This is a genomic window from Acinetobacter sp. P8-3-8 (assembly GCF_000214135.1).
GTDB lineage: Bacteria > Pseudomonadota > Gammaproteobacteria > Pseudomonadales > Moraxellaceae > Acinetobacter.
The window spans coordinates 1-22,248 of record NZ_AFIE01000048.1 but is presented as its reverse complement, the minus strand read 5'-3'; the positions used below and the strand labels follow the sequence as shown (position 1 = coordinate 22,248).

General features: G+C 42.3%; 12 protein-coding genes and 2 pseudogenes. 11 read left to right on the top strand and 3 right to left on the bottom strand.

Translation table 11 applies throughout. The features are described 5' to 3' along the window. Positions 1-130: 130 nt before the first annotated feature. A complete protein-coding gene (locus GGG_RS0115350; RefSeq protein WP_005021598.1) occupies positions 131-1,786 on the top strand; it encodes an HNH endonuclease signature motif containing protein in 1,656 nt (551 codons plus the stop codon). Between the two features lie 549 nt (positions 1,787-2,335). Next, positions 2,336-3,568 carry an ATP-binding protein gene (locus tag GGG_RS0115345; RefSeq protein ID WP_005021600.1) on the top strand — a complete coding sequence of 411 codons (1,233 nt, stop codon included), beginning with the start codon at positions 2,336-2,338 and terminating at the stop codon, positions 3,566-3,568. A gap of 271 nt (positions 3,569-3,839) precedes the next feature. On the opposite strand, the gene GGG_RS0115340 is transcribed toward GGG_RS0115345, so the two are convergent. After that, positions 3,840-4,169: a DUF4236 domain-containing protein gene (locus GGG_RS0115340; RefSeq protein ID WP_010116447.1), complete on the bottom strand. Its 330-nt coding sequence runs from the start codon at positions 4,167-4,169 to the stop codon at positions 3,840-3,842. 208 nt (positions 4,170-4,377) lie between these two features. Here GGG_RS0115340 and GGG_RS0115335 point away from each other — a divergent pair, with 208 nt between their 5' ends. The 8 genes from GGG_RS0115335 to brxL are packed head-to-tail and all read left to right on the top strand — an operon-like array spanning position 4,378 to position 20,399. Further along, positions 4,378-5,244 carry a YafY family protein gene (locus tag GGG_RS0115335; RefSeq protein ID WP_029574627.1) on the top strand — a complete coding sequence of 289 codons (867 nt, stop codon included), beginning with the start codon at positions 4,378-4,380 and terminating at the stop codon, positions 5,242-5,244. 10 nt (positions 5,245-5,254) lie between these two features. Continuing rightward, entirely contained in the window at positions 5,255-5,866 is a 612-nt protein-coding gene (locus GGG_RS0115330; protein ID WP_004758931.1) for a DUF1819 family protein, read from the top strand. A gap of 16 nt (positions 5,867-5,882) precedes the next feature. Then, a complete protein-coding gene (locus tag GGG_RS0115325) occupies positions 5,883-6,458 on the top strand; it encodes a DUF1788 domain-containing protein (protein ID WP_002010699.1) in 576 nt (191 codons plus the stop codon). 41 nt (positions 6,459-6,499) lie between these two features. Next, a complete protein-coding gene (gene brxC, locus GGG_RS0115320; protein WP_010116441.1) occupies positions 6,500-10,180 on the top strand; it encodes a BREX system P-loop protein BrxC in 3,681 nt (1,226 codons plus the stop codon). Between the two features lie 46 nt (positions 10,181-10,226). Then, complete coding sequence (pglX, locus tag GGG_RS0115315; protein ID WP_010116439.1) at positions 10,227-13,766, top strand: BREX-1 system adenine-specific DNA-methyltransferase PglX; 3,540 nt, start codon at positions 10,227-10,229, stop codon at positions 13,764-13,766. Beyond that, on the top strand, positions 13,766-15,709 hold the full coding sequence (locus GGG_RS0115310) for a DUF262 domain-containing protein (RefSeq protein WP_010116437.1): 1,944 nt from the start codon (positions 13,766-13,768) through the stop codon (positions 15,707-15,709). The genes pglX and GGG_RS0115310 overlap by 1 nt, the downstream gene beginning before the upstream one ends. Then, positions 15,706-18,330 carry a BREX-1 system phosphatase PglZ type A gene (gene pglZ, locus GGG_RS0115305; protein ID WP_005021613.1) on the top strand — a complete coding sequence of 875 codons (2,625 nt, stop codon included), beginning with the start codon at positions 15,706-15,708 and terminating at the stop codon, positions 18,328-18,330. The genes GGG_RS0115310 and pglZ overlap by 4 nt, the downstream gene beginning before the upstream one ends. 29 nt (positions 18,331-18,359) lie before the next feature. Next, positions 18,360-20,399: a protease Lon-related BREX system protein BrxL gene (gene brxL, locus GGG_RS0115300; RefSeq protein WP_005021615.1), complete on the top strand. Its 2,040-nt coding sequence runs from the start codon at positions 18,360-18,362 to the stop codon at positions 20,397-20,399. Positions 20,400-20,524: 125 nt separating this feature from the next. Here brxL and GGG_RS19890 read toward each other — a convergent pair. Continuing rightward, positions 20,525-20,759 (bottom strand): annotated as a pseudogene (locus GGG_RS19890) (hypothetical protein); the annotation flags it as partial. Between the two features lie 124 nt (positions 20,760-20,883). Here GGG_RS19890 and GGG_RS19885 point away from each other — a divergent pair. Next, positions 20,884-21,282, top strand: a pseudogene (locus GGG_RS19885) (universal stress protein); the annotation flags it as partial. Between the two features lie 159 nt (positions 21,283-21,441). On the opposite strand, the gene GGG_RS19880 reads toward GGG_RS19885, so the two are convergent. Beyond that, positions 21,442-22,248: NAD(P)-binding domain-containing protein (locus GGG_RS19880; RefSeq protein WP_010116431.1), on the bottom strand; the 807-nt coding region annotated here is incomplete at its 5' end.

The following is a 22,248-nucleotide window of genomic DNA, read 5'->3' as shown; positions in this document are numbered from 1 at the left end:
TCTCTTTTGTTAGCGCTGACTGGATATTGACGGTCATTTAATTCACAGCTTTAACCAAATCGAACTATATACATTTTCAAATTTCGTACTTGAGCGAAAGTAGGAAAGTGTTGCCTGGAGAAAATAAGAAATGGGTTCTACACGACTATTGACCAATATTATTCAGCGTAAAGTCATGTTGCCAGAAGAAATGTCACCTTCAATGCAGCGTGACAATTTTGAAGTGGCACTGACTGATTTTGAAAAGCATCCAATCATCAAATGTTTATTTAAGGCGGATAACCAGCGTTCTACGGAATGTTGGAGCGTGCAAGAAATTGCAAACTTTATTGAGGATTGCACAGAAGATCAAAACATCAATTTATGCATTTTGTATTGGAAAGATATACACAGCAATATTTACATTATTGATGGAGCACATCGTCTTTCCTGTATCTATGCGTGGATCAATAGATATTTTGCGGATGAGCAAGTCCCTCAAGCACCTAATTTCAATGATCAACAAAAACAAGATATTCGTTACCTCCGCAATTATTTAGGAGATCTTGCTGATTTTCAAAAAATTTGTACTGATGCCGAATTTGCAGAAAAAAAATCGAAATTAGGCGATATTAAAATCAGTTTCCGGCAGGTACTGGGGACCCCGGAAGATGCGCGACGGGTATTTCAATCGATTAACTCAGATACTAAACGTTTAGATAAATATGAGGAATATCACCTCAGAAATCGCGGTAGTGACGCGTATTATGCGATCTATGCCTGTTGTTATATCAATGACAATAAATCTAACCTAGAAGAGCTCCAATATACACGTTTAAATGAGTTGATTGAGTTAGGGGAGAGGATCCACCAGCTACTTTTTTCGACCATTTTATTAGACAATGAAATGAGTCATGGCAAAAAAATTGGCTTGGTCAATGAGCTGATGAATATCATTGCGGGTGATCAGATTCATAATATTATGAGTCTGAATCAGGGGGAGCGCGTTGAAAACCTAATGTCGCATCTGTTGACCATTCTTTGCAGGATAGCGACGCCTGTAAAAAATGCTGGGGTTCCGAGTTTGGGCTTACATCCATACTTATATTTTTATAAGGATCAGCGTTTTCAGATTACTTCTTTTCTTGCATGGTTTTCAATTGTGTATGAAATTCATGAAAGCCGCATGCAGATTCATCATCGAAAGATTAGTTTCAAGGACTTCACCCGGATACGCCGTAGTATTGAGTTCTTGATCGCCAATTTCCCCGTGGCGACCACCGAAACGGTCGGCAAGTTCGGCAGTGGTATCAAGGGCTATGATCGGCTACAAATTGTCTATAAAGCCTTTATTTGCTTAAGCTTGGAAATGGAAGTTGATTTTGATGATGAGGAATGCCTGAATACCTTTATTCTGTCCATGTCTAAGGCCTTCAAGTACATAAACTTTAACGAGTTTTATGTCGAAAGATTTTTGGGTGGTTATGATGATGCAGTAGTCAAGAATGTGGTGGGATATGTGGAGTCGATTAGTCCAATTTCTCGATCAAAGCCAAAGGCCTTTTCGGCATTAACCAAGAGTCTGCTTAAGCACAATTTTGTGGTGGGTAATCATAACTTTTGCCTCATTTGTGATGGATTGATCTATCTTGATTCTACTGAATCGGATCATAGGATTGCCAAAGCCGTAGGTGGGCAAGGCGTTCTAGAGAATGGTCTGTTGGTTCATCCCATCTGTAATAGAATGAAATCAGATCTGAGTCTGGAAGAGATTAGAGCGGATTTGTTTGGTGAATTACTGTATTAATCAACAGAGCGATGAGCTCATTTTTGCAGATGTATCAATGATTAATCACATGATTTAACTTTTGATACATTCAGCCAATGTGGTTATTTTTAATTCAGTCCAGAATCACAACCAGAAACTAGCTGTAGTTTCTGAATGACCGTCAAGGTCCTTAGTTTCGCCCATAGATTCCCTCTGTGGGCTTTTTTTTGATCAAAAATTGTATAGATGCTCTAAAATAAACCTTTTAGCATTTCATAAGCAATTAGGATTAAGGCTGAGACCATCAGCACAACAAAAATGAGTTCCACTCTAGTTAACATATTAATTCCTTTTACTTTTCACTTAATTTATATAGCAGTTAAGTCGCAGCATCAATGACATAACATGACATGGAAAATAATTAAAAAGACAGAATTTGGATTTTTATCAGATCTACTGTTTGCATGCTTCAACAGTAGCTTTGAATGTTTCACTTAAACTTTAAACTTTTTTAAAATTGAATATTTTTACATCTAGGTTCTAAACTTTGATAGAATTAATTAAAAATTTAGATTTCAAGTGTAAACAATGAGAAGCGCTAATATTCGACGTGATGGCTACTTAAAATTTCTGAATACATGGCAAGACCGTGATGTCATTAAAGTGCTTTCGGGTGTACGTCGCTCTGGAAAATCCACCTTGTTAGCGATGTTTCAACAAGACCTAAAAGCACAGGGTGTACAAGCCGAAAACATCATTGCTATCAATTTCGAATTTATGGAATTTGAAGAACTCACAGATTACCGTAAACTACATGATTATGTACTGTCTAAAGTTGATAAAAGCAAAAAAAACTATGTTTTTTTAGATGAAATACAACATGTTACTAATTTTGAAAAAGTAGTCGACTCTTTATATGTTCGAGATTATATCGATTTATATATTACAGGTTCAAACGCATTCTTTCTGAGTGGAGAACTTGCGACTTTACTCACAGGACGCTATATCGAGCAACATGTTTTACCCCTTTCATTCCAAGAGTTTAAACAGTGGCATATTGAAAATAATCCGATCATCCAACAATTATCCAATCGTGATTTGTATGCCATGTACACGCACAGTAGTTTCCCCTATACGCTTGCCATGACCAGCCAGCAGGAAACCTATGATTACTTGCAAGCGGTCTATGCCAGTGTAATGTTTAAAGATGTTATTCCCCGTTTGAATACGGCCGATATTAACTCTCTCGAGCGTGTCGCAAGATATTTGGCAAGCGTGACAGGCTCACCCATTTCCATCAATAAAATTAAAAATACCTTTGTTTCAAGTGGGGTTAAAATCTCATTTGAAACAGTAAAACGCTATATTCAGGGCTTACAGGACAGTTTGCTATTTTATAGCGCCGCACAATTTAAAGTACGCGGGCGTGAGTTATTACAATCCTCTGAAAAATACTATTTAGTTGATGTCGGATTGCGCCGGATTATGTTGCCTGATGCTAATGCTGATCAAGGTCATATTTTAGAAAATGTGATTTATCTTGAGCTTGTCAGACGAGGTTATACGGTCTATGTAGGGCGGGTTGATGAATATGAAATTGATTTTGTTGCTGTCGATACTTTACAGAATTTAACTTATTATCAGGTGGCATTAGAAACGCTCAATGAGGAGACACTCAGCCGAGAGTTACGTCCATTACAGAAAATTTCTGATTCGTATCCCAAGTATTTACTTACCTTAGACACGATAGGGACTGAAGCGAATTATAATGGTATTGTAAAAATGAGTGCTCTCGATTGGTTGCTATCTGAAAATAAGTAAAGTTGAGGGTAGACATGGATACTCTTATTTATTAATTAAAACTCAAAGACTTTTCAGCATCATTCAAGAATGTATTCAAGCATAATTTCTGCTCCAATTGTGATGGATCGATTTACCTCGATTCGATTGAGTCAGACTATCATGAATGAGCCAGAGTCGCTTACTGAAAGTAGCGAGAATTGCGCTGGAGTTTCTGAAGGATATTAATTCCTTAGTTTGCCCATTCATCCATCTGGGCATTTTTTTTGATTAAAATACAATGTTGTTTTTGCTAAAAAATGACGGCACCCACAATAAAACACAATATTCCAAAAATAATCCAAGGCCAGATCTTTGCCTTCGGTTGTTCTAAATTCTGAGGATTATATTCCGTGTGTTCTAGCGATGTCGGTTGTGGAACACGGGTCTTTTTAGAGTAAGGCTGGTGTTTAGAGTAAGATAGTCCCGTACCTGGAATACCGACACTGGTTCGCGTACCTTTTTTCCCAATATTTAGAGAAGCACCAGGTTTGCCAATGCTGGCACTGCTGATGCCTTTATGGGTCAGATTAATTTTAAAACCCGGGAATAATTTAATACTTTTACGAAATCTAAAACCCATATTGCTCTCATTCTAAAACTTAGCTCAATTCACGCGCTATACCAGGATCCATGATCTGCTAGAGATCGTACTTTGACGGCTATCATCAGGATACTAGTATATTTTTTATCTGATGATTGCAATACTACCTTTAAATACCGTCAAAAATGTTTACTGTATATTTGCTGTAGGGTAATCTTAAAGCTGCTATTTATTGACTGATTGGTATATGACGACAGATAAGCATGAAGTCCTGCTACGAATGCGAGCGATCGAGCTGCTTGCTTACTGGGAAGGTCGTTTGGTTACCAATCGTTTGATGAGCTGGTTTGGGCTCAGTCGACAGCAGGCTTCTGCGGATATCAAGCGCTATAATACGCTGTATAACCCCGATGCCTTGATTCATGACCCCTCAGTCAAGGGTTATGTGCCTAAAGCCAGCTTCCAGCCTGTACTGACTACAGCGCATATCAATGAATATCTCAATATGCTGTCAGGCTTGGTTAGTGAATCGCATGCCCTGATAGCGATGCCAGAACCGAATCTTGCAGCAGTTCAATTACCTGATCGCAGTGTACGTCCTGAAGTGATTCGGGAAGTTTTGCGTGCCTGCCGAAACCAAAACACTTTAAAAATGATTTATGCCTCGATGCAGAATCCGCAGTGGCATGAACGCATCATTTCCCCACACACCCTGGTGTATACCGGTTTTCGCTGGCATGTCCGTGCCTATTGCCATCAGAGCAAGCAGTTTAAGGACTTTTTACTCTCCAGGATTGATCGCACACCTGTTGTGGTGGCGATTGAGTCAGTAGACCCTGCTCAGGATCAGCAATGGAATGAAGAAATTGTACTGACGCTGATCCCTAATCCAAAATTGAACTCATCACAACAAGTGCTGGTCGAAAAAGACTTCGGCATGCCTGATGGCAGATTACAGATTCCGGTGAAAAAAGCCCTGGCTCACTATACCTTGCAGCGATATCAGGCCGCGATCACGCTGGCTGAGGCGGATGATGCCTTGAAATATCCCTTGGTACTACAACGCTCAGATATCGAAAAGCTGTCGTCTTACCTGTTTGATCAGGCCTCATAGGAGATTGGCCATGTTAGAACAATTTCATTATGACAGTGACCTGATTGGTGGCTCCCTGATGGTGCGTGAAAGCCGGCTGATCGCTGATCTGTTATTACGAGAAGCGACTCCAGAACAATGGCATCAGGCAATTCAGATTGACAATATTCTGCAAAAAAGAACGCCTGCTTCAGCCCAACGTAACGCCACTGCCATTCGTAAGCGTCTTGAGCGCTTAGAGCCTGATTTCTGGAAAGCTTTGCGTGATGGGGATGATGAGCTGGCGACCCAGGTGGCTTTTTGTGGGGCACTGGAACGCAACCTGTTGCTGCTTGAGTTTATGGAAACGGTGATGAGGGATGCCTATATCTCCCAGGCGCAATACTTGGACAGTTATATCTGGTCAGATTTTTTGGATGAGCGCTCACAACGCGATCCGGATATCTGCGAATGGAAAGAGTCCAGCAAGAAAAAAATGGGGCAGGTGGTGTTTCGCATGCTGGCAGAAGCCGGTTACTTAAAAAGTACCCGTAAGCTGGAGTTACAGCGCGTGATCGTCAGAGCAGAGCTGCGTAGCCTGTTGGAAGAACATTATAAACAACGCATTAAAAGATCTATGGAAGTGTCGCTATGGACGCGTTAGTTGTAGAGGGGCAGCAATGAGTCAAACAATACATGAGCGTCTGAACCAGATTCCAGAGCGAATTCTTTCCACCGAGTTTCTCACCGGGCAAGGACTGGGCAATGAAATTGGCTTCTGGATTTTTGATTATGCACCTGAAGATGAGTTGAAGGTGCGCGAATATCTGCATTTTCTAGACGGGATGCTGGAGAAAAAACACAGTCAGCTGAAGGTGGTGAATATCAACCTGCTGCAAGCCGTGGTGGATTATCTGGCTGAGCGTAACTTCATCGATAAAGCCATTCAAATGCAAAAAGCCAAAGGCGATGAAGCGCTGCTCAAAGCCTTAAAGGGCCCACTGCATATGGATAAGTTCGCGCCTTATCTGGTGAGTAAATATGCCACCAATGCGCAAGATATTGTGTTGATGACTGGGGTAGGGTCGGTTTGGCCACTGTTACGTGCCCATCACTTATTGAACAGTTTGCATTCGTTACTGGGGCATAAGCCAGTGGTGCTGTTTTACCCGGGCTATTACGACGGTCAAGCGATGAGTTTATTTGGAAAAATTCCAAGCAACAATTACTACAGAGCATTCAGATTGGTGCCTTAAACACGGCAAATAGAAATAAGAATTCGGGGGAATGGATTGAGATGAACATTAAAGAACTTTTTTACAAGCCATTAGATCGTGCGATAAACGGGGTGGTCAAGGCAGACCAGAATGACAATACCACGGTATATCAGGAACTCGATGAATACGTGGTCACCAATGAGCTGGAAAAGCATTTTCGGGACTTTTTCCAGTCTTATGGTACAGACCTAAGCGATCCTTCGATTGCCAATCGTGTCGGCGTATGGATTTCAGGCTTCTTTGGTTCAGGTAAATCACACTTCCTGAAAACCTTATCGTATATTCTGGCCAATAAAGTGGCACGTGACGCGGAAGGTAACGAACGCAGTGCTGCAGAATTCTTTGATGAAAGCAAAATCCGTGATGCGTTTATCCGTGCGGATATTGGCAAGGCCGTTAGCCATCATGCCGATGTCATCCTATTTAACATCGACAGTAAAGCCAGTTCCAATGATGACGGCAATCCGATTCTGAATGTGTTTTTACGCGTGTTTAACGAGTATCAGGGTTTTAGTGCCGATCATCCACATATTGCACATATGGAACGTCACCTGAGCCAGAAAGGGGTGTATGAGCGCTTTAAACAGGCTTTTGAAGAATCTAGCGGCATGTCTTGGCTAGAAGAACGTGACGGCTATCAGTTCTATCAGGATGATGTCGAAACCGCAATTTCCCAAGCCCTCAACTTATCAGCAGAAGCGGCACACAAGTGGTTTGAGGATTCTGAGCAGACTTTTAGTGTTTCGGTCGAAAACTTCTGTCAGTGGGTGAAAGAATACCTGGACAGCAAAGGACCCCAGCAACGCATGTTGTTTCTGGTGGATGAAGTGGGGCAGTTTATTGGCAGCGATACCCGCTTGATGCTGACACTGCAAACCATTACTGAAAACCTGGGTACGATCTGTAAAGGCCGCGCTTGGATTATCGTCACCTCACAGGCAGACATCGATGCTGTTTTAGGTGAGATGTCTTCTTCCAAAGCCAATGACTTCTCCAAGATTGCTGGACGTTTTAAAACCCGTTTATCACTGTCCAGTTCCAATACCGATGAAGTCATCCAGAAACGTTTATTACGTAAAACCCCGGAAGCTGAAGCATTGCTCAGATCGGTGTTTGAGCAAAAGGGCGATATCTTAAAAAATCAGATTACCTTTGACCGTTCAGGCCCAACCCTCAAGAACTATGAGGGGCCAGACAGCTTTATTCATAACTATCCTTTTGCGCCGTACCACTTTCAGCTGGTACAAAAAGTATTTGAAGAAATCCGTAAAGTCGGTGCGACCGGTGCACACTTGGCCTATGGTGAACGGTCCATGCTGGATGCGTTCCAGATGGCCGCGAATGCGATTGCTACAGATGAAGTCGGTGCCCTGGTTCCTTTCCACCGCTTCTATACTTCAGTCGAAGGTTTCCTGGATACTGCAGTGAAGCGTACCATCGACCAGGCAGGGCAGAATAAGACCCTGGATGGTTTTGATGTGCAGATGCTGCGTACCCTGTTCATGATCCGCTATGTCGATATCATCAAAGGTACGCTGGATAACCTGGTGACTTTGTCGATTGAGAAAATTGATGAAGATAAGCTGGCATTGCGCAAGCGGATTGAAGAGAGCCTGCAGCGTCTGGAAAAAGAAAGCCTGATTACTAGGAATGGCGATGAGTTCCTGTTCCTGACTAATGAAGAGCGGGATATCACTCGAAAAATTAAAGCCACTGACTTAGCAGCTTCAGAAGAAAATAAAGAGTTAGCCAATCTGATCTTTAAAGATTTACTGCGCGATCAGAACAAATACCGCCATCAAGCCAACAAGATGGACTATCAGATTGGTCGTTTCCTAGATAGCCATAGCCTGGATGGGAAGTATGAGAGCGATTTGAAAGTTGAAATCATTTCTCCACTAGATACGGAATATAACCTCTACACTGAAGCTTACTGTATTGGTAAAAGTACTCAGGCCGAAGGGCAGATACTGTTTAAACTGGCAGACGATAAACAGTTCTTTAATGAACTGCGCACCTGGCTGAAAACCAATAAATTCATCCGCTTAAATGATGATGGCACTCAGTCCGATATTTCCCGTATTCTGGCAGACCGTGGTCGTGAGAACCAAGAACGTAAAAAACGCCTGCGTGTCCGGGTCGAAGAAATGTTGCTGGAGGCGGAAAGTTATGCCTTGGGTCAACATCTACAACTTTCATCTTCAAGTCCAATCACCAAGCTGGATGAGGCCTGTCGTTATCTGCTGGAAAATACTTATACCAAACTGAGCTATCTGCAGGTCTATCAGCAGGATGCCTGGCGTGAACTGAACGCCGTCTTGACTGTCGATGATATGGCGCAGCTCGGATTGTCTCTGGATGGCGGTCAGAGCAATCCCAAAGCCCTACAGGAAGTGGAGCAGTACATTGCACTACGGGCCACTGGTACAGAGCGTATTCTGGTCTCGGATGTGGTGGATCGTTTTGCCAAACGTCCTTATGGCTGGCCGGATGCCGAGATTTTACTGCTGGTGGGTCAGTTGGCGGCAATGGGGCGGATTTCACTGCAGTTAAATGGCGGCAGCTTACAGTTAAAAGATGCCTTTGAGCCTTTACAAAACAGCCGCCGTCGCCGTGATGTGTCGATCATTAAAAAACGCCAGACTGATGATCAGGTATTGAAACAGGCACGCCAACTGACCCAAGACCTATTCTCGGCCATGGGGCCAGCGACTGAGAAAGAGCTGTTTGAATTCTATACCCAACATTTTAACAACTGGTTAGCCAACTTTAAGTCGTACAAAAGCAAAACTGATGTCGGGCAGTTCCCGGGCAAGAAAGTGATTGAAAAGTCGATTCTGACTTTGGAGCGCTTGCTGGCTAATAGCGACAGCTTCGATTTCTTTAAGGCCGTGGTTGAGAACAAGGACGACTATCTGGATCTGGAAGAAGATTATCGTGATATTCATGAGTTCTTCACTAACCAGATGCCGAGCTGGCAGCAACTGCAACAGGCCTTACGTCATTTTGAGAAAAACAAACAGGCGCTGGGCAGTGATGAGGTGGCAAAAAAAGCCCTCTCCGAATTACATCGTATTTTCACCCTTGAATCGCCCTATGGCCTGTTAAATAAAGTGGCTGATTTGGTTCGCACAGTGGAAAGCATCAATGAGCAATTGCTGACTGAGAAGCGTAATCAGGCGATAGAACACATTGATGACAAGATCAAGCAGTTAGAAGCTGAGATTAAAAACAGTGGCATCGCTACCGCTGAGCTGAGTAACAAGCTATTACGCCCACTACAACTGCTTAAAACGGATATTGAAGTGGAAACTAGCCTGTCCACCATCTATATGCTGCAAACCCAAACCGCCGTGGAGCGTTTTGATGAAGTCTTGTATGAGTTGGAAAGCGAAGTTCGTACGGAAATCCAGCGTCAGACCAAAACGGCACAACTGGCTCAGAGCAAAGCAGAGAGTGTAACCAACACTGCAACCACCTCCAGCCCAGATACATCAACACCTGCTGCGAGTCCGGTACAGCCTGTGACAGCCGTAGTTCCACCGAAACCGGTGGTGGAAGTCGATGTCGCCAGCATTTACAGCAAAACCTCCAGCAGTGTCTATCTGGAAACAGAAGAATCAGTGGATCAGTTTGTAGACGCACTCAAAGCTGAATTGAAAAAAATTGTGAGTGATAAAAAGCGTGTGCGTATCCGCTAACAGGGCTTAGGGATATCGGCATCAGTCATTAATTAAAGGTTTAAAGATGAATACCAGTAATATTAAAAAATACGCACCGCAAGCACGTAACGATTTTATCGCAGCGATGCGCAAGCAGGCCGCCAAATATGGCATCACCGCAGACAGCATTTTACCGGCTGAACAGAAAGGCGACTTGCTGCTGATTGGCGATCAGGTTTTTCCGCTATCCGTCATGAAACCACGTGATAAGCTGATCAAACGCATTCAAACCAGCAGTTTTGAGCAGACGATTGATTATATCGCTTACAGTTGGTTTAACCGTCTCTGTGCGATTCGCTACATGGAATGCAAAGGCTTACTGGATCATGGTCGCCGTGTACTGAGTAGTGCCGATGGCAGTGCTGGGTTACCGCAGATTCTGGAAGAATGTCTGGATATTGACTTACCGGGTTTAGATGCCAGCCGTGTGGCTGAGTTAAAGCTGGATGGCAATAAAGACGAAGAGCTGTATCGTGAGCTGTTACTGGCTCAGTGTCATGCGTTGAATCAGGTGATGCCACTCCTGTTTGAACAGGTTTCTGATGAGTCTGAACTACTGTTACCGGATAATCTTACCAAAACCGATTCGTTGATCCGTGATTTAGTGAGCAGCATTCCGGAAGAAGACTGGTCGGATGTGCAAATTATTGGCTGGTTGTATCAATTCTATATTTCTGAAAAGAAAGATCAAGTGATTGGTAAAGTCGTCAAGAGTGAAGACATTCCTGCAGCGACACAGTTATTCACCCCAAACTGGATTGTAAAATACCTGGTACAGAACAGTGTCGGCCGTCTATGGATGATGGCACAGCCTGATAGTACGCTTGCCAGTGAATGGGAATACTATATTCAGCCAGCGGAACAGACCGATGAGGTCAATGCCCAGTTAAAACAACTGATTGATGTGCGCATCAGTGAAGATGGTGATACTTTAAATCCTGAAAGTATTACCGTACTGGATCCGGCCTGTGGTTCGGGGCATATTCTGGTGGAAGCTTATGACTGTTTGAAAGCGATTTATTTGGAACGTGGTTACCGTAGCCGTGATATTCCACGTTTGATTCTGGAAAATAACCTGTACGGCATTGATATTGATACCCGTGCGGCACAGCTCGCCAGTTTTGCGCTGTTGATGAAAGCGCGTGAGGATGACCGCCGTTTATTTAGTAATCCACCGAAGTTAAATATTATTGCGTTACAGGATAGTCAGCCAGAACGACTAGAAGCATTTTCTCAGGATTTAGCCAGTACTGGTATTGCCCAGACAGATTTAAAAGAGCTGCTGGAGCTATTTGAACATGCTTCTACCTTTGGTTCTTTGATTCAAATTCCTCAAGCATTCGCTAAGAAACTACCTGATTTAGAAAGCAAGCTGAATAAAGCATTAGAGTCAGGGGATATTTTTGCGCAGCAGTCGGCACAAGAATTATTACCTTTAGTCCAACAGGCTAAATTACTCGCTAAACAATATGATGCTGTGATTGCCAATCCGCCGTATATGGGCGGCAAGGGTATGAATACAGCCCTGAAAGATTTTGCTAAGAAGAAATTCCCTGACAGTAAGTCAGACTTATTCGCAATGTTTATTGAACGTGGGTTTGCTTGGTGTAAAGACAGTGGCTTTAATAGTATGGTCACTATGCAAAGCTGGATGTTCTTGTCGTCTTATGAAGCAATGCGTGAAAAGCTATTACAAGATCGTACGATTCAAACTATGGCACATTTAGGTGCACGAGCATTCCCTGAAATTTCAGGTGAAGTTGTACAAACGACTGCTTTTGTGATGCAAGGGCAACATTTTAATGGTTTTAAACCAGTATTTTTCAGGCTCGTAGATTTAGCACAAGATTCTAAAGAGGTTGCATTAAAAGATGGATTCTGCAGATTTGACAATAATATTCAGGATGATTTTAAAAATGTATCCGGTAGTCCAATAGCTTATTGGGTGAGTAATAATATTTATAGTTTTTTCAAAGAATCACCTAATATTTGTAAGTTTTCTGATCCACGACAAGGGATGGCTACTACGGACAATGCTACTTATCTTCGAAGTTGGCATGAAATTACTTTTGAGAAAATGGGTATTAATTGTAAAAGTGCTGTTTATGGCAATAAAGAAGGTCTCTACTGGTTCCCTTACAATAAGGGTGGAGAAGTGCGGAGATGGTATGGTAATCAGCATCATGTAGTTCGCTATGAAAATGATGGACAGGATCTGATTGATTTGGTTACAGATAAATATCCTAAGATTAGTGATCCTGAGTTTGTAATCAAAAATCGAAAATATTATTTCAATGAGTCAATAACTTGGACGGATTTAACTAGTACTATATTATCTGCACGTTATCAGCCACCTGGAGCCATATTTGATGTTTCTGGCCATTCTACGTTTATAAGTAATAAGAAAACTCAAAAAGTTATATTAGGATTTTTAAATTCTAAGCTTGGTCACGATCTCTCAAGAATGCTTAATGACTCATTCCATTTTCAAGTTGGTGACTATAAAAAACTACCATATCCAGAGAAAGTTGAAGAAAGCTTTAATGAGGATAATATTTCTGAATTAATAGAAATTGCAAAAATTGATTGGGACTCCTATGAAACATCATGGGACTTTACTCAAAACCCAATTATTCGTACTAACCAATCAACCTTAGAACAAGCCTTTAATACGTGGCAACAGCAAAATGCTGACGCCGTGGGTGAAATGAAACGGTTGGAAGAAGAAAATAATAAGCTATTTATTGATGCCTATGGCTTGCAGAATGAACTCACGCCAGATGTACCAGATGAGCAAATTACCCTTACCCGTGCCGACCGTGAAAAAGACAGTCAGCGTTTAGTGTCTTATGCACTGGGTTGTATGATGGGACGTTATAGCCTAGATGAACCCGGCTTGATCTATGCTCATACAGGCAATCAAGACTTTGATGCCAGCCGTTATAAAACATTCCCAGCCGATGCTGACGGCATTATTCCACTCACCGAAATGCACTGGTTCGAAGACGATGCCACCCATCGTCTTCGAGAGTTCCTAACTGCTGTTTGGGGTAAAGACACACTGGATACCAATATGCTGTGGCTGGCAGAAAGCTTGGACAAAAAAGCCAGTGAAACAGCTGAAGACACCATCCGCCGTTACCTCGCCAGCAAGTTCTATAAAGACCACATGCAGACCTATAAAAAGCGTCCAATTTACTGGTTATTCAGCAGTGGAAAACAGGGGGCTTTCCAGGCATTGGTGTACTTGCATCGTTATAACGAAAGTACCTTGGCGCGTATGCGTACTGAATACGTGATGCCACTGATTTCAAAAATGACAGCGATGGTTAACTCTTTGCAAAGTGAAATCGAAAACAGTGATTCTGCTGCTGAAATCAAACGTAAAGAAAAAGAACTACAAAACTTGCATAAGCAACAGGCTGAACTGAGTAGCTTTGAAGAAAAACTGCGTCACTTTGCCGATCAGCGTATTCACTTAGATCTGGATGATGGGGTGAAAGTGAACTATGGCAAGTTTGGCGACTTGTTGGCTGAAGTCAAAGCGATTACGGGGGAGAAATGATGAATGCTTTAAAAACATTAAGCAGTATTTTTGAGCATAGAATTATTCGAATTCCTGATTATCAACGCGGATATGCTTGGCAAGAACATCAACTGAATGACTTTTGGGAGGACTTAATTCATTTAAGTCCTGAACGCGTTCATTATACAGGTGTACTTACCTTAGAGCCCGTTGCAGATGAGTATTGGAAACGTTGGGAAAGTGATCTTTGGATTATTGATGGTAAAGGGTATAAGCCATTTTATATTGTAGATGGGCAACAACGCCTAACGACTTCAGTTATCTTAATTCAAGCCATACTAGAGTCAGTTCCAGAAGGCTCTGAATTAAACTTCCAGACTGTAGCTGAAATTCGACAGCAATATATCCTGCATATCGCACCAACTGGATTGCGTAAATCTTATCTTTTTGGATATGAAAAAGATAATCCAAGTGATGAATTTCTAAGAACAGGAGTGTTCTTAGAGAAATCCGCAACGAATAATGATGAGCAGACCTTCTATACCCGAAATCTTGCAAAAGCAAAGCAATTTTTTAAGGATAAATTAGAAACTTTACAGTTAGATGAGATTGCTGAAATTTATAAAAAATTGACGCAAAAGTTTAAGTTTAATCTTTATGAGATTGATGCAGAAATAGATGTATTTGTTACATTTGAAACGATGAACAATCGTGGTAAACCACTATCTAATCTAGAATTGTTAAAAAATAGGTTAATTTATCTATCCACACTTTTCCCAGAGCATAGTGGTAGGTCAGAATTACGAAATAATATTAATGCGACTTGGAAAACAATTTATGAGTATTTAGGTCGTAATCCAGATAAATTGCTGAGTGATGAGGAGTTTTTAAGAAATCACTGGGTAATGTACTTTAAATTTAGTCGACAAACTGGTGATGATTATCGAGACTATTTGTTGGATGAAAAATTTACTGTTCAAAATGTAACACATCCTAAAAATGACAATGATCAGTTAAGCGTAGGGGAAATCAATGATTATGTCATGAGCTTACAACAAGCTGTTAGGCCTTGGTTCTACATGCATAACCCATCTTATCCTTTAAAAGACTATAACGATGACAGCAATAAAAAGTTAGTCGATAGATTGGTTCGTCTTGGTTATAAATCATTTAAACCACTTATTCTGGCTGCATTTTGTCGTGGTAATAATTTCGATGAAACCAATACGCTACTTAAAGCGATAGAGCGATATATTTTCACAATTTTCACCTTAAGTCGCCGTAGAGGACATACCGGTGATTCGAACTTCCTGAGTAAATCGAAAGATTATCTTAATCATAAGATTACAACGGAAGGAATTGTGCATGACTTAAACAATTGGGTAGAACGTCATTTTTCAGCAAACAAATTTTTGGAATATATTGCTGAAAACTATGAGTTAGAAAAAGCAGGTTTCTATCGTTGGGATGGGGTTCGATACTTTTTATTCGAGTATGAACAAGCGCTGAAAGCTAAAGGAAAGCAATCTACAAGTAAATTAGATTGGAAAGAATTTACTTCGCGTATGAAGGATCATGTCACATTAGAGCATATCTACCCACAAACAGATACTGATCCATATTGGATGAATAAATTTGGCTATTTAGATAGCCAACAAAAAACATTATTGGTCCATTCACTAGGAAATTTGTTGCCTTTATCCCGTTCAAAAAACTCATCGTTGCAAAATGATGCATTTGAATTGAAAAAAAATAATGGACGCGGTGTGGGATATTACAACGGTTCTATATCTGAAAATGAAGTCAATATTCAAGATGATTGGGCACCGAAAGAAATTTACGAACGTGGTATTACTCTTTTAGAGTTTATGGAAAATCGTTGGAATATTATTTTAGGTGACGATGCATTTAAATCAAAATTGCTACATGTTGACCAAATTCCACTTGCTCCAGCAGTAGAGGATGTAGAGGTGGTTGCATGAACTTAAGTCAACTACAGCAAGGCCTGGAACAAGCCTTTTATACTGAACAGCACCGAATTGTCTTTTGGTACGATGCAGAGCATTCATTTACTGAAGAAATCAAAGCCCTAAAGCTAAATGATGTCCAGATTTTGAATATGGCAGAAGAGTCGAGTTTGGCGATCAAGCTTAAACTGGAACTTGAGGATCAGCAGGGTAAATACTTGCTGTATTTCCCCAGTGCTGAGCCTGAAACCGAAAAAGACTGGTTACTGGACATCAAGCTGTATTCACGCAGCTTCTATGCCGATCGTTTCTCGATTATTTTCAATGAGCTGGGTTTACAGCAGCAGAGTCTAAGAGAACATCTGGCCAAACGTGAAGAATTCCTTAAAGCCAAAGCCCGTCTGAGTACATTGAAACGCTATATCCAGTCTGATGCAGATGAACAGGATCTGGATATGGCCATGATTGCGGCTGTGGTCAAAGCTGACAGTGCCGAACTCATGCATATCGTTCTAGCACTAGCAGATGAAATGGTACAGCAGAACCTGGCTCTGGAAGTCAATCCGGAATCGTTTGCTGAACTGGAAAAATTCCAACTGGTGCCAGCTTTAGTCACCGCATTACAGGCGGAAATTGGTTATCCAGCATCGGTTGAAGAATTGAATGGGGAAGCACCATTCAAGCTCGGTACGTTCTTTATCCGTTTGATGACTACAGGTTTCTGTGAAAGCCTGGGCGATATACCGCTATGGGCTCAGGAACTGGTGATGTCATCCGTCAGCTCCCGTGCAACAGCCAGAGCCTTTTTGTCGCGCTGGAGAGACAGCTCCAAATACTACCCAACCTTCGATACACTCTCCCAGACCGTGGCTAATGCACTGCGGATCCAAGAAAAGGTCGGGGCTTTTGATCTTGAGCAGCTGCTCGATGTCATGACTTTTGAAGTGATTGAACAAAAGATCATTGTTGATTTGGCCAGTCATATCCCTGCAGCAGCCAAAGCTGAACTGGAACATTTCAGAACGATTATTTCTACCCGTCTGGATGGCTATTGGGCGTCCAAACATAAGGACGATGCAACCCGCCGTAAATACCGCACCGTCTATACAGCGTTGCAGGCAGCGATTGAGCTGTTCAGCCTGCGACTGCTGTTTGATGCCGGTTTCTATTTCGACTCTAGCGAAGCCTTGTATAAAGCCTACGAGCAGGAGTTGTATCGCTTTGATATGGCCTATCGCCACTACAGTGCTGCTTCTCAACGCGCTCATGTCGATATCCTGAAAAAACTCGATGAAGAAGTCGAAAATTGCTATTCCTACTGGTTTATTGACCACTTGGCACGAAACTGGGGCGAGCGTGTAGAAGCTGAGCAACGCTTGAATGTCTGGAAAGTGGCAGATATCCCAAATCAGCAGAACTTCTACGATACCCACGTCAGACCCTTACTCAATTCTGCAACGAAACGCCGTATTGTGGTAATTATCAGTGATGCTTTCCGTTATGAAGCTGCGGTAGAGTTGCGTGATCGTATCAATGAAAAGCGTTATTCTGAAGCGACCTTGTCTTCACAGCTGGGTGTTGTCCCAAGTTACACCACACTTGGCATGGCCTCGTTGTTGCCGCATCAGACTTTGGAATACAAAGAGGCCGCAGGGGATGATGTTTTAGTAGATGGGCAATCTAGCAAAGGGACTGCAGCACGATCCAAAATTCTGGCTGCCTATAATGGATTGGCAGTAACCGCTGAAATGGTAAAAGGCTGGTCGCGTGATGAAGGCCGTGAAGCGCTGAAAGACTATGAGTTGATTTACGTTTATCACAACGTGATTGATGCACGCGGCGACAGCGCCTCGACAGAATCAGAAACCTTTATGGCGGTGGAACATGCTATTGAAGAACTGACTGAACTCAGCCGTAAAATTTTAATGCACTTTAATATTTCCACCCTATTGATTACAGCCGACCATGGCTTCTTATTCCAGCAAAGTAAACTGGAATCTGCGGATCGTTCAAGCTTGACTGAAAAACCTACCAATACATTGAAGAGCAAAAAACGCTATGTGATTGGGCATGGTTTACCAGAGAGCAAGGAAGCCTGGAAAGGCTCAACCCAAGCTACGGCAGGCACATTATCTGCGACTGATTTCTGGATTCCAAAAGGGGCGAACCGTTTCCATTTTGTAGGAGGCTCACGTTTCGTGCATGGCGGCATCATGCCTCAGGAAATTGTGGTACCGGTACTGATGGTAAAACAGCTACGTGGTGAAAAGGCTGGACAGCGGACCAAGCGTAAAGTTGAGGTCATTTCTACCAAATCCACGCTGAAGATGGTCAATAACATCCAGAAGTTTGATTTGATGCAAACCGAAGCTGTCAGTGAGCTGGTCATGCCAGTGACTTTATCCATTGCCATTTATGATGGGGATCTTAAAGTTTCCAGTGAAGAAACTTTGACTTTTGATAGCACTACCGACTCTGTTGCGGAACGGGTAAAACAGGTCAGACTGTCATTGTCCGGTACTGATTTTGACCGTAAGAAAGATTACTTCTTGGTACTGAAGGACAAAGACCTAAATATCGAAGTGCAGCGCTATAAGGTCACCATTGATTTGGCATTTACCGATGACTTCTTCTAATAACGAATTAACGATAGAGCGTAGCCTACATGGAATCTGCTAACGATAAAGAACTGGATCAGCTGCTGAATGAACACTTTGCTGGGCGGGTGGTACGTAAGGATCTGACTAAACTGATCAAAGAAGGGGCTAACGTTCCTGTCTATGTACTCGAATACCTGCTAGGGATGTATTGTGCCTCGGATGATCCTGAGATCATTGAGCAGGGACTACGTAACGTAAAGACGGTGCTGGCAGAGAACTATGTACGACCTGATGAAGCTGAGAAGGTGAAATCCCTGGTTCGTGAACGTGGCAGTTATAAAGTCATTGATCGGGTGACCGTAAAGCTGAATGAGCGTAAGGACAAATACGAAGCATCATTTAGTAATCTGGGCATCAAAGATGCCGAAATCTCGGCAGGCATCGTCAAAGAGTATGAAAAATTACTTGTTGGTGGTATCTGGGTCATTGCTACGCTCAGTTATTATTTTGAAGAAGGGCAGACTAGTTCTCCATTTGGGGTGAGCTTACTCAAGCCGATTCAAATGCCGAATATGAATATGGATGAACTCTTCAGTGGCAGAGCAGCATTAAGCACTGATCAGTGGCGCGAGAGTTTAATCCGTTCCATCGGCATGGAACCGGCTTCGTTAAAAGAGGACGTGCAATGGCACCTATTAGCGCGTATGGTTCCGTTCGTTGAAAATAACTATAACGTCTGTGAACTGGGACCACGCGGTACCGGGAAAAGCCATATTTACAAAGAGTGTTCACCGAATAGTATTTTAGTCTCTGGTGGGCAAACGACTGTCGCCAACCTGTTCTATAACATGAGTAGCCGCCGTATTGGTCTGGTGGGCTTATGGGATGTGGTAGCTTTTGATGAAGTCGCCGGTATTTCCTTTAAGGACAAAGATGGTGTACAGATCATGAAAGATTACATGGCCTCAGGATCTTTTGCTCGTGGTCGTGAACAGATGGAAGCCTCAGCTTCGATGGTTTTTGTGGGTAATATTAACCAAAGTGTTGAATCTTTGGTGAAGACTAGCCACTTATTGGCTCCGTTTCCTGAAGCTATGATCGATTCAGCATTCTTTGATCGCTTTCATGCCTATATCCCAGGTTGGGAAATTCCAAAAATGCGCCCGGAATTCTTTACCAACCGTTATGGCCTGATTGTTGATTATCTGGCTGAATTCTTCCGGGAAATGCGCAAGCGCAGTTTTGCGGATGCCATTGAGAAGTACTTCAAGCTAGGGAATAACCTGAATCAGCGTGATGTGATCGCCGTTCGCAAGACGGTTTCTGGATTGATGAAGCTGCTTTACCCACACGGTCAGTTTAATAAAGAAGATGTACGGCAATGCCTGGAATATGCACTGCAGGTGCGCCGTCGGGTCAAAGAACAGCTGAAGAAAATTGGAGGGATGGAATTCTATGATGTGCATTTTAGCTATATCGACAATGACACTCTAGAAGAGCATTTTGTTTCGGTAAAAGAGCAGGGTGGAGGTGGACTTATTCCCGAAGGTCCTGCTAAACCAGGCTTCCTGTATACCATTGGCCTCAGTAATAAGGGCATGCCAGGCTTATACCGCTTAGAACTGCAAGTCACTAAAGGTTCAGGAAAATTGGCCACATCAGGCTTATGGAATTCAAGCAGTGCCAAGGAGCAGGTCAAGATCGCATTTGACTACTTCAAGGCCAATGCATCCCGGATCTCGGGGGGGAGTAAGGTGCTGGAACATGATTTCCACTTACATGTGGTTGAATTACAGAATACCGGGCCGCTCAGCCATCTTGCCTTGCCAAGTTTAGTGGCTTTCGCTTCAGGCCTGTTAGGACGATCGGTACAAAGTCAGATGGTGGTACTGGGTGATATGAGCTTGGGTGGTTCAGTGACACCGGTGGAAAGTATTGCCGAATGTCTGCAAGTTGCTTTTGATGCGGGTGCCAAGAAGGTTGCTTTACCCATGAGTAGTGCGGCAGATATCCCAACGATTCCTGTGGAACTGTTTACCAAGTTCCAGACCAGCTTTTATGCAGATCCGGTGGATGCGGTGTTTAAAGGGTTAGGGGTGGATTAATTTCATATCTGTCTGGAAGAGTTACAGTAGATTGTTTTAAATTCAGTTTCTCAAGTTTAAATACCATGTTGTAAAAGCATAATACTGCCTCTTTTAAAGAGCTAGTATTTTTAGGGGGGATTACCCTTCATTTTCTCTTGATCAGATATCTTGTACTTTGACAGGATTTTGTTGATCTAAATATTTTTGATACCAAACACGTAGTGTTTCAGGAGTACAGCCAATTTTAGGAGCAATTGCGGAAACTGCTGCCCAATTCGATGGATAATCTTTTTCGGATTCAATCAATAATTGAACCGCTCTTTCTCTGATTTCAGGGGTCAATTTTACTTTGCCATTTGTAAGGTAAAAGGGGTCAATTTTAGAATGCCGTTGACAATGTATCGCCTTTTGAGTTTGAAGCAATGTACAATGATAAGATTAACCCGTTAGGTCAGGTGGCCTAACTTAAATAAAAAGTCTCCGACAAACCCGGTACGGTTCACCCGTATTAATAACATCTGCACCCTTTAGTCCACCTGAGTCTTTTTTAATTGCTTTTGATGGAAGTCCTACTGCACGTATTTGTGTAGACAAAATTGCAAATAGTCCTTTATTAAAAACCCTGACAGCTCATGTGGTATATGTTGGTAAGCTAAATAGTGATATGACATCACAAGTCACTTGGGCAAAAGAGCTACTTGTAAATAATGGTTTTGATGTAATTGATAGCATGCTTGACGGTGATGTTGAGAAATCTATATTGGATTATCAAGAAAAAAACGTTATTGATATGATTGTGATTGGTGCATATGGTCATTCAAAGATACGCCAGTTTTTTATTGGTAGTACGACGACCAAATTGTTATCAAGCTCTATAAAACCTGTACTTTTATTGAGATAAGACCTAAGGCGTTAAGTAGATATTCTATCTATTTAACGCCTTGTATTTATCATTCAATAGAGCAAATAGAATTATGAAAATGGAATTATTTTAGCTTACCTAATATAGGTAACGTATTGAAAAGAGTCTATTTTAAAATCCTCTAATGAGATAGATAGCTCATTTTTCTAAATAATTTTTAGTATCAATTTCGTGTAGATAAGCAACGATTTCCTCCACTGTGGTTCTCGCTGTTCTAGAAACTCCAATTATCGTAGCTGAAGCCATCCCAGTCCATTCCCCATAGCCTACCAACCACAAGTTCGGCATCTTGACCGATCTTCCGTCCTTAACCTCTATCAGGTTGTCTGGCTCTATCACCCCCAGAGTCCTCAAGTGATCCAAAGAAGCTTTAAACCCTGTACACCAGATCACCGCATCGACTTGCTCTTTTGAGCCATCAGGCCAAATGATAGAGTCTGTGGTAAATGATTTAAAAGGTGGACGACTATGCAAAACCCCTCTCTGCCTTGCCTCCTTAACACTATCAATCATCACAATATCACCAAGCCCCCCAACAGGCTGATCAATGACTTTACCCTCTTGCTGTGCTTTTAAGCGTTCCGTCGCTCTTAAAAACAGTACACGACCGTCCACATCATCGGATAAAAATTGAGGTGGAGTTTTCGTGACCCAAATGGTTTCAGCAACTTGTGAAACCTCAGCGAGTATTTGAGCGCCTGAATTCCCACCACCCACAACGATGACTTTCTTACCTTTAAATGGGTCTGCATTCATGTAATGGGCTGAATGTAACTGTGTACCTTGAAAGTTTTCTTGTCCCGGATAATCAGGAATAAACGGCTGGCTCCATGTCCCGGTTGCACTAACCACGGCCTTGGCTCGCCAAAACTTTTCTCCAGCATATACGTCTAAATACTTTCCATTCGATTCCACACGATCGACATGTACTGGACGAACAATCGG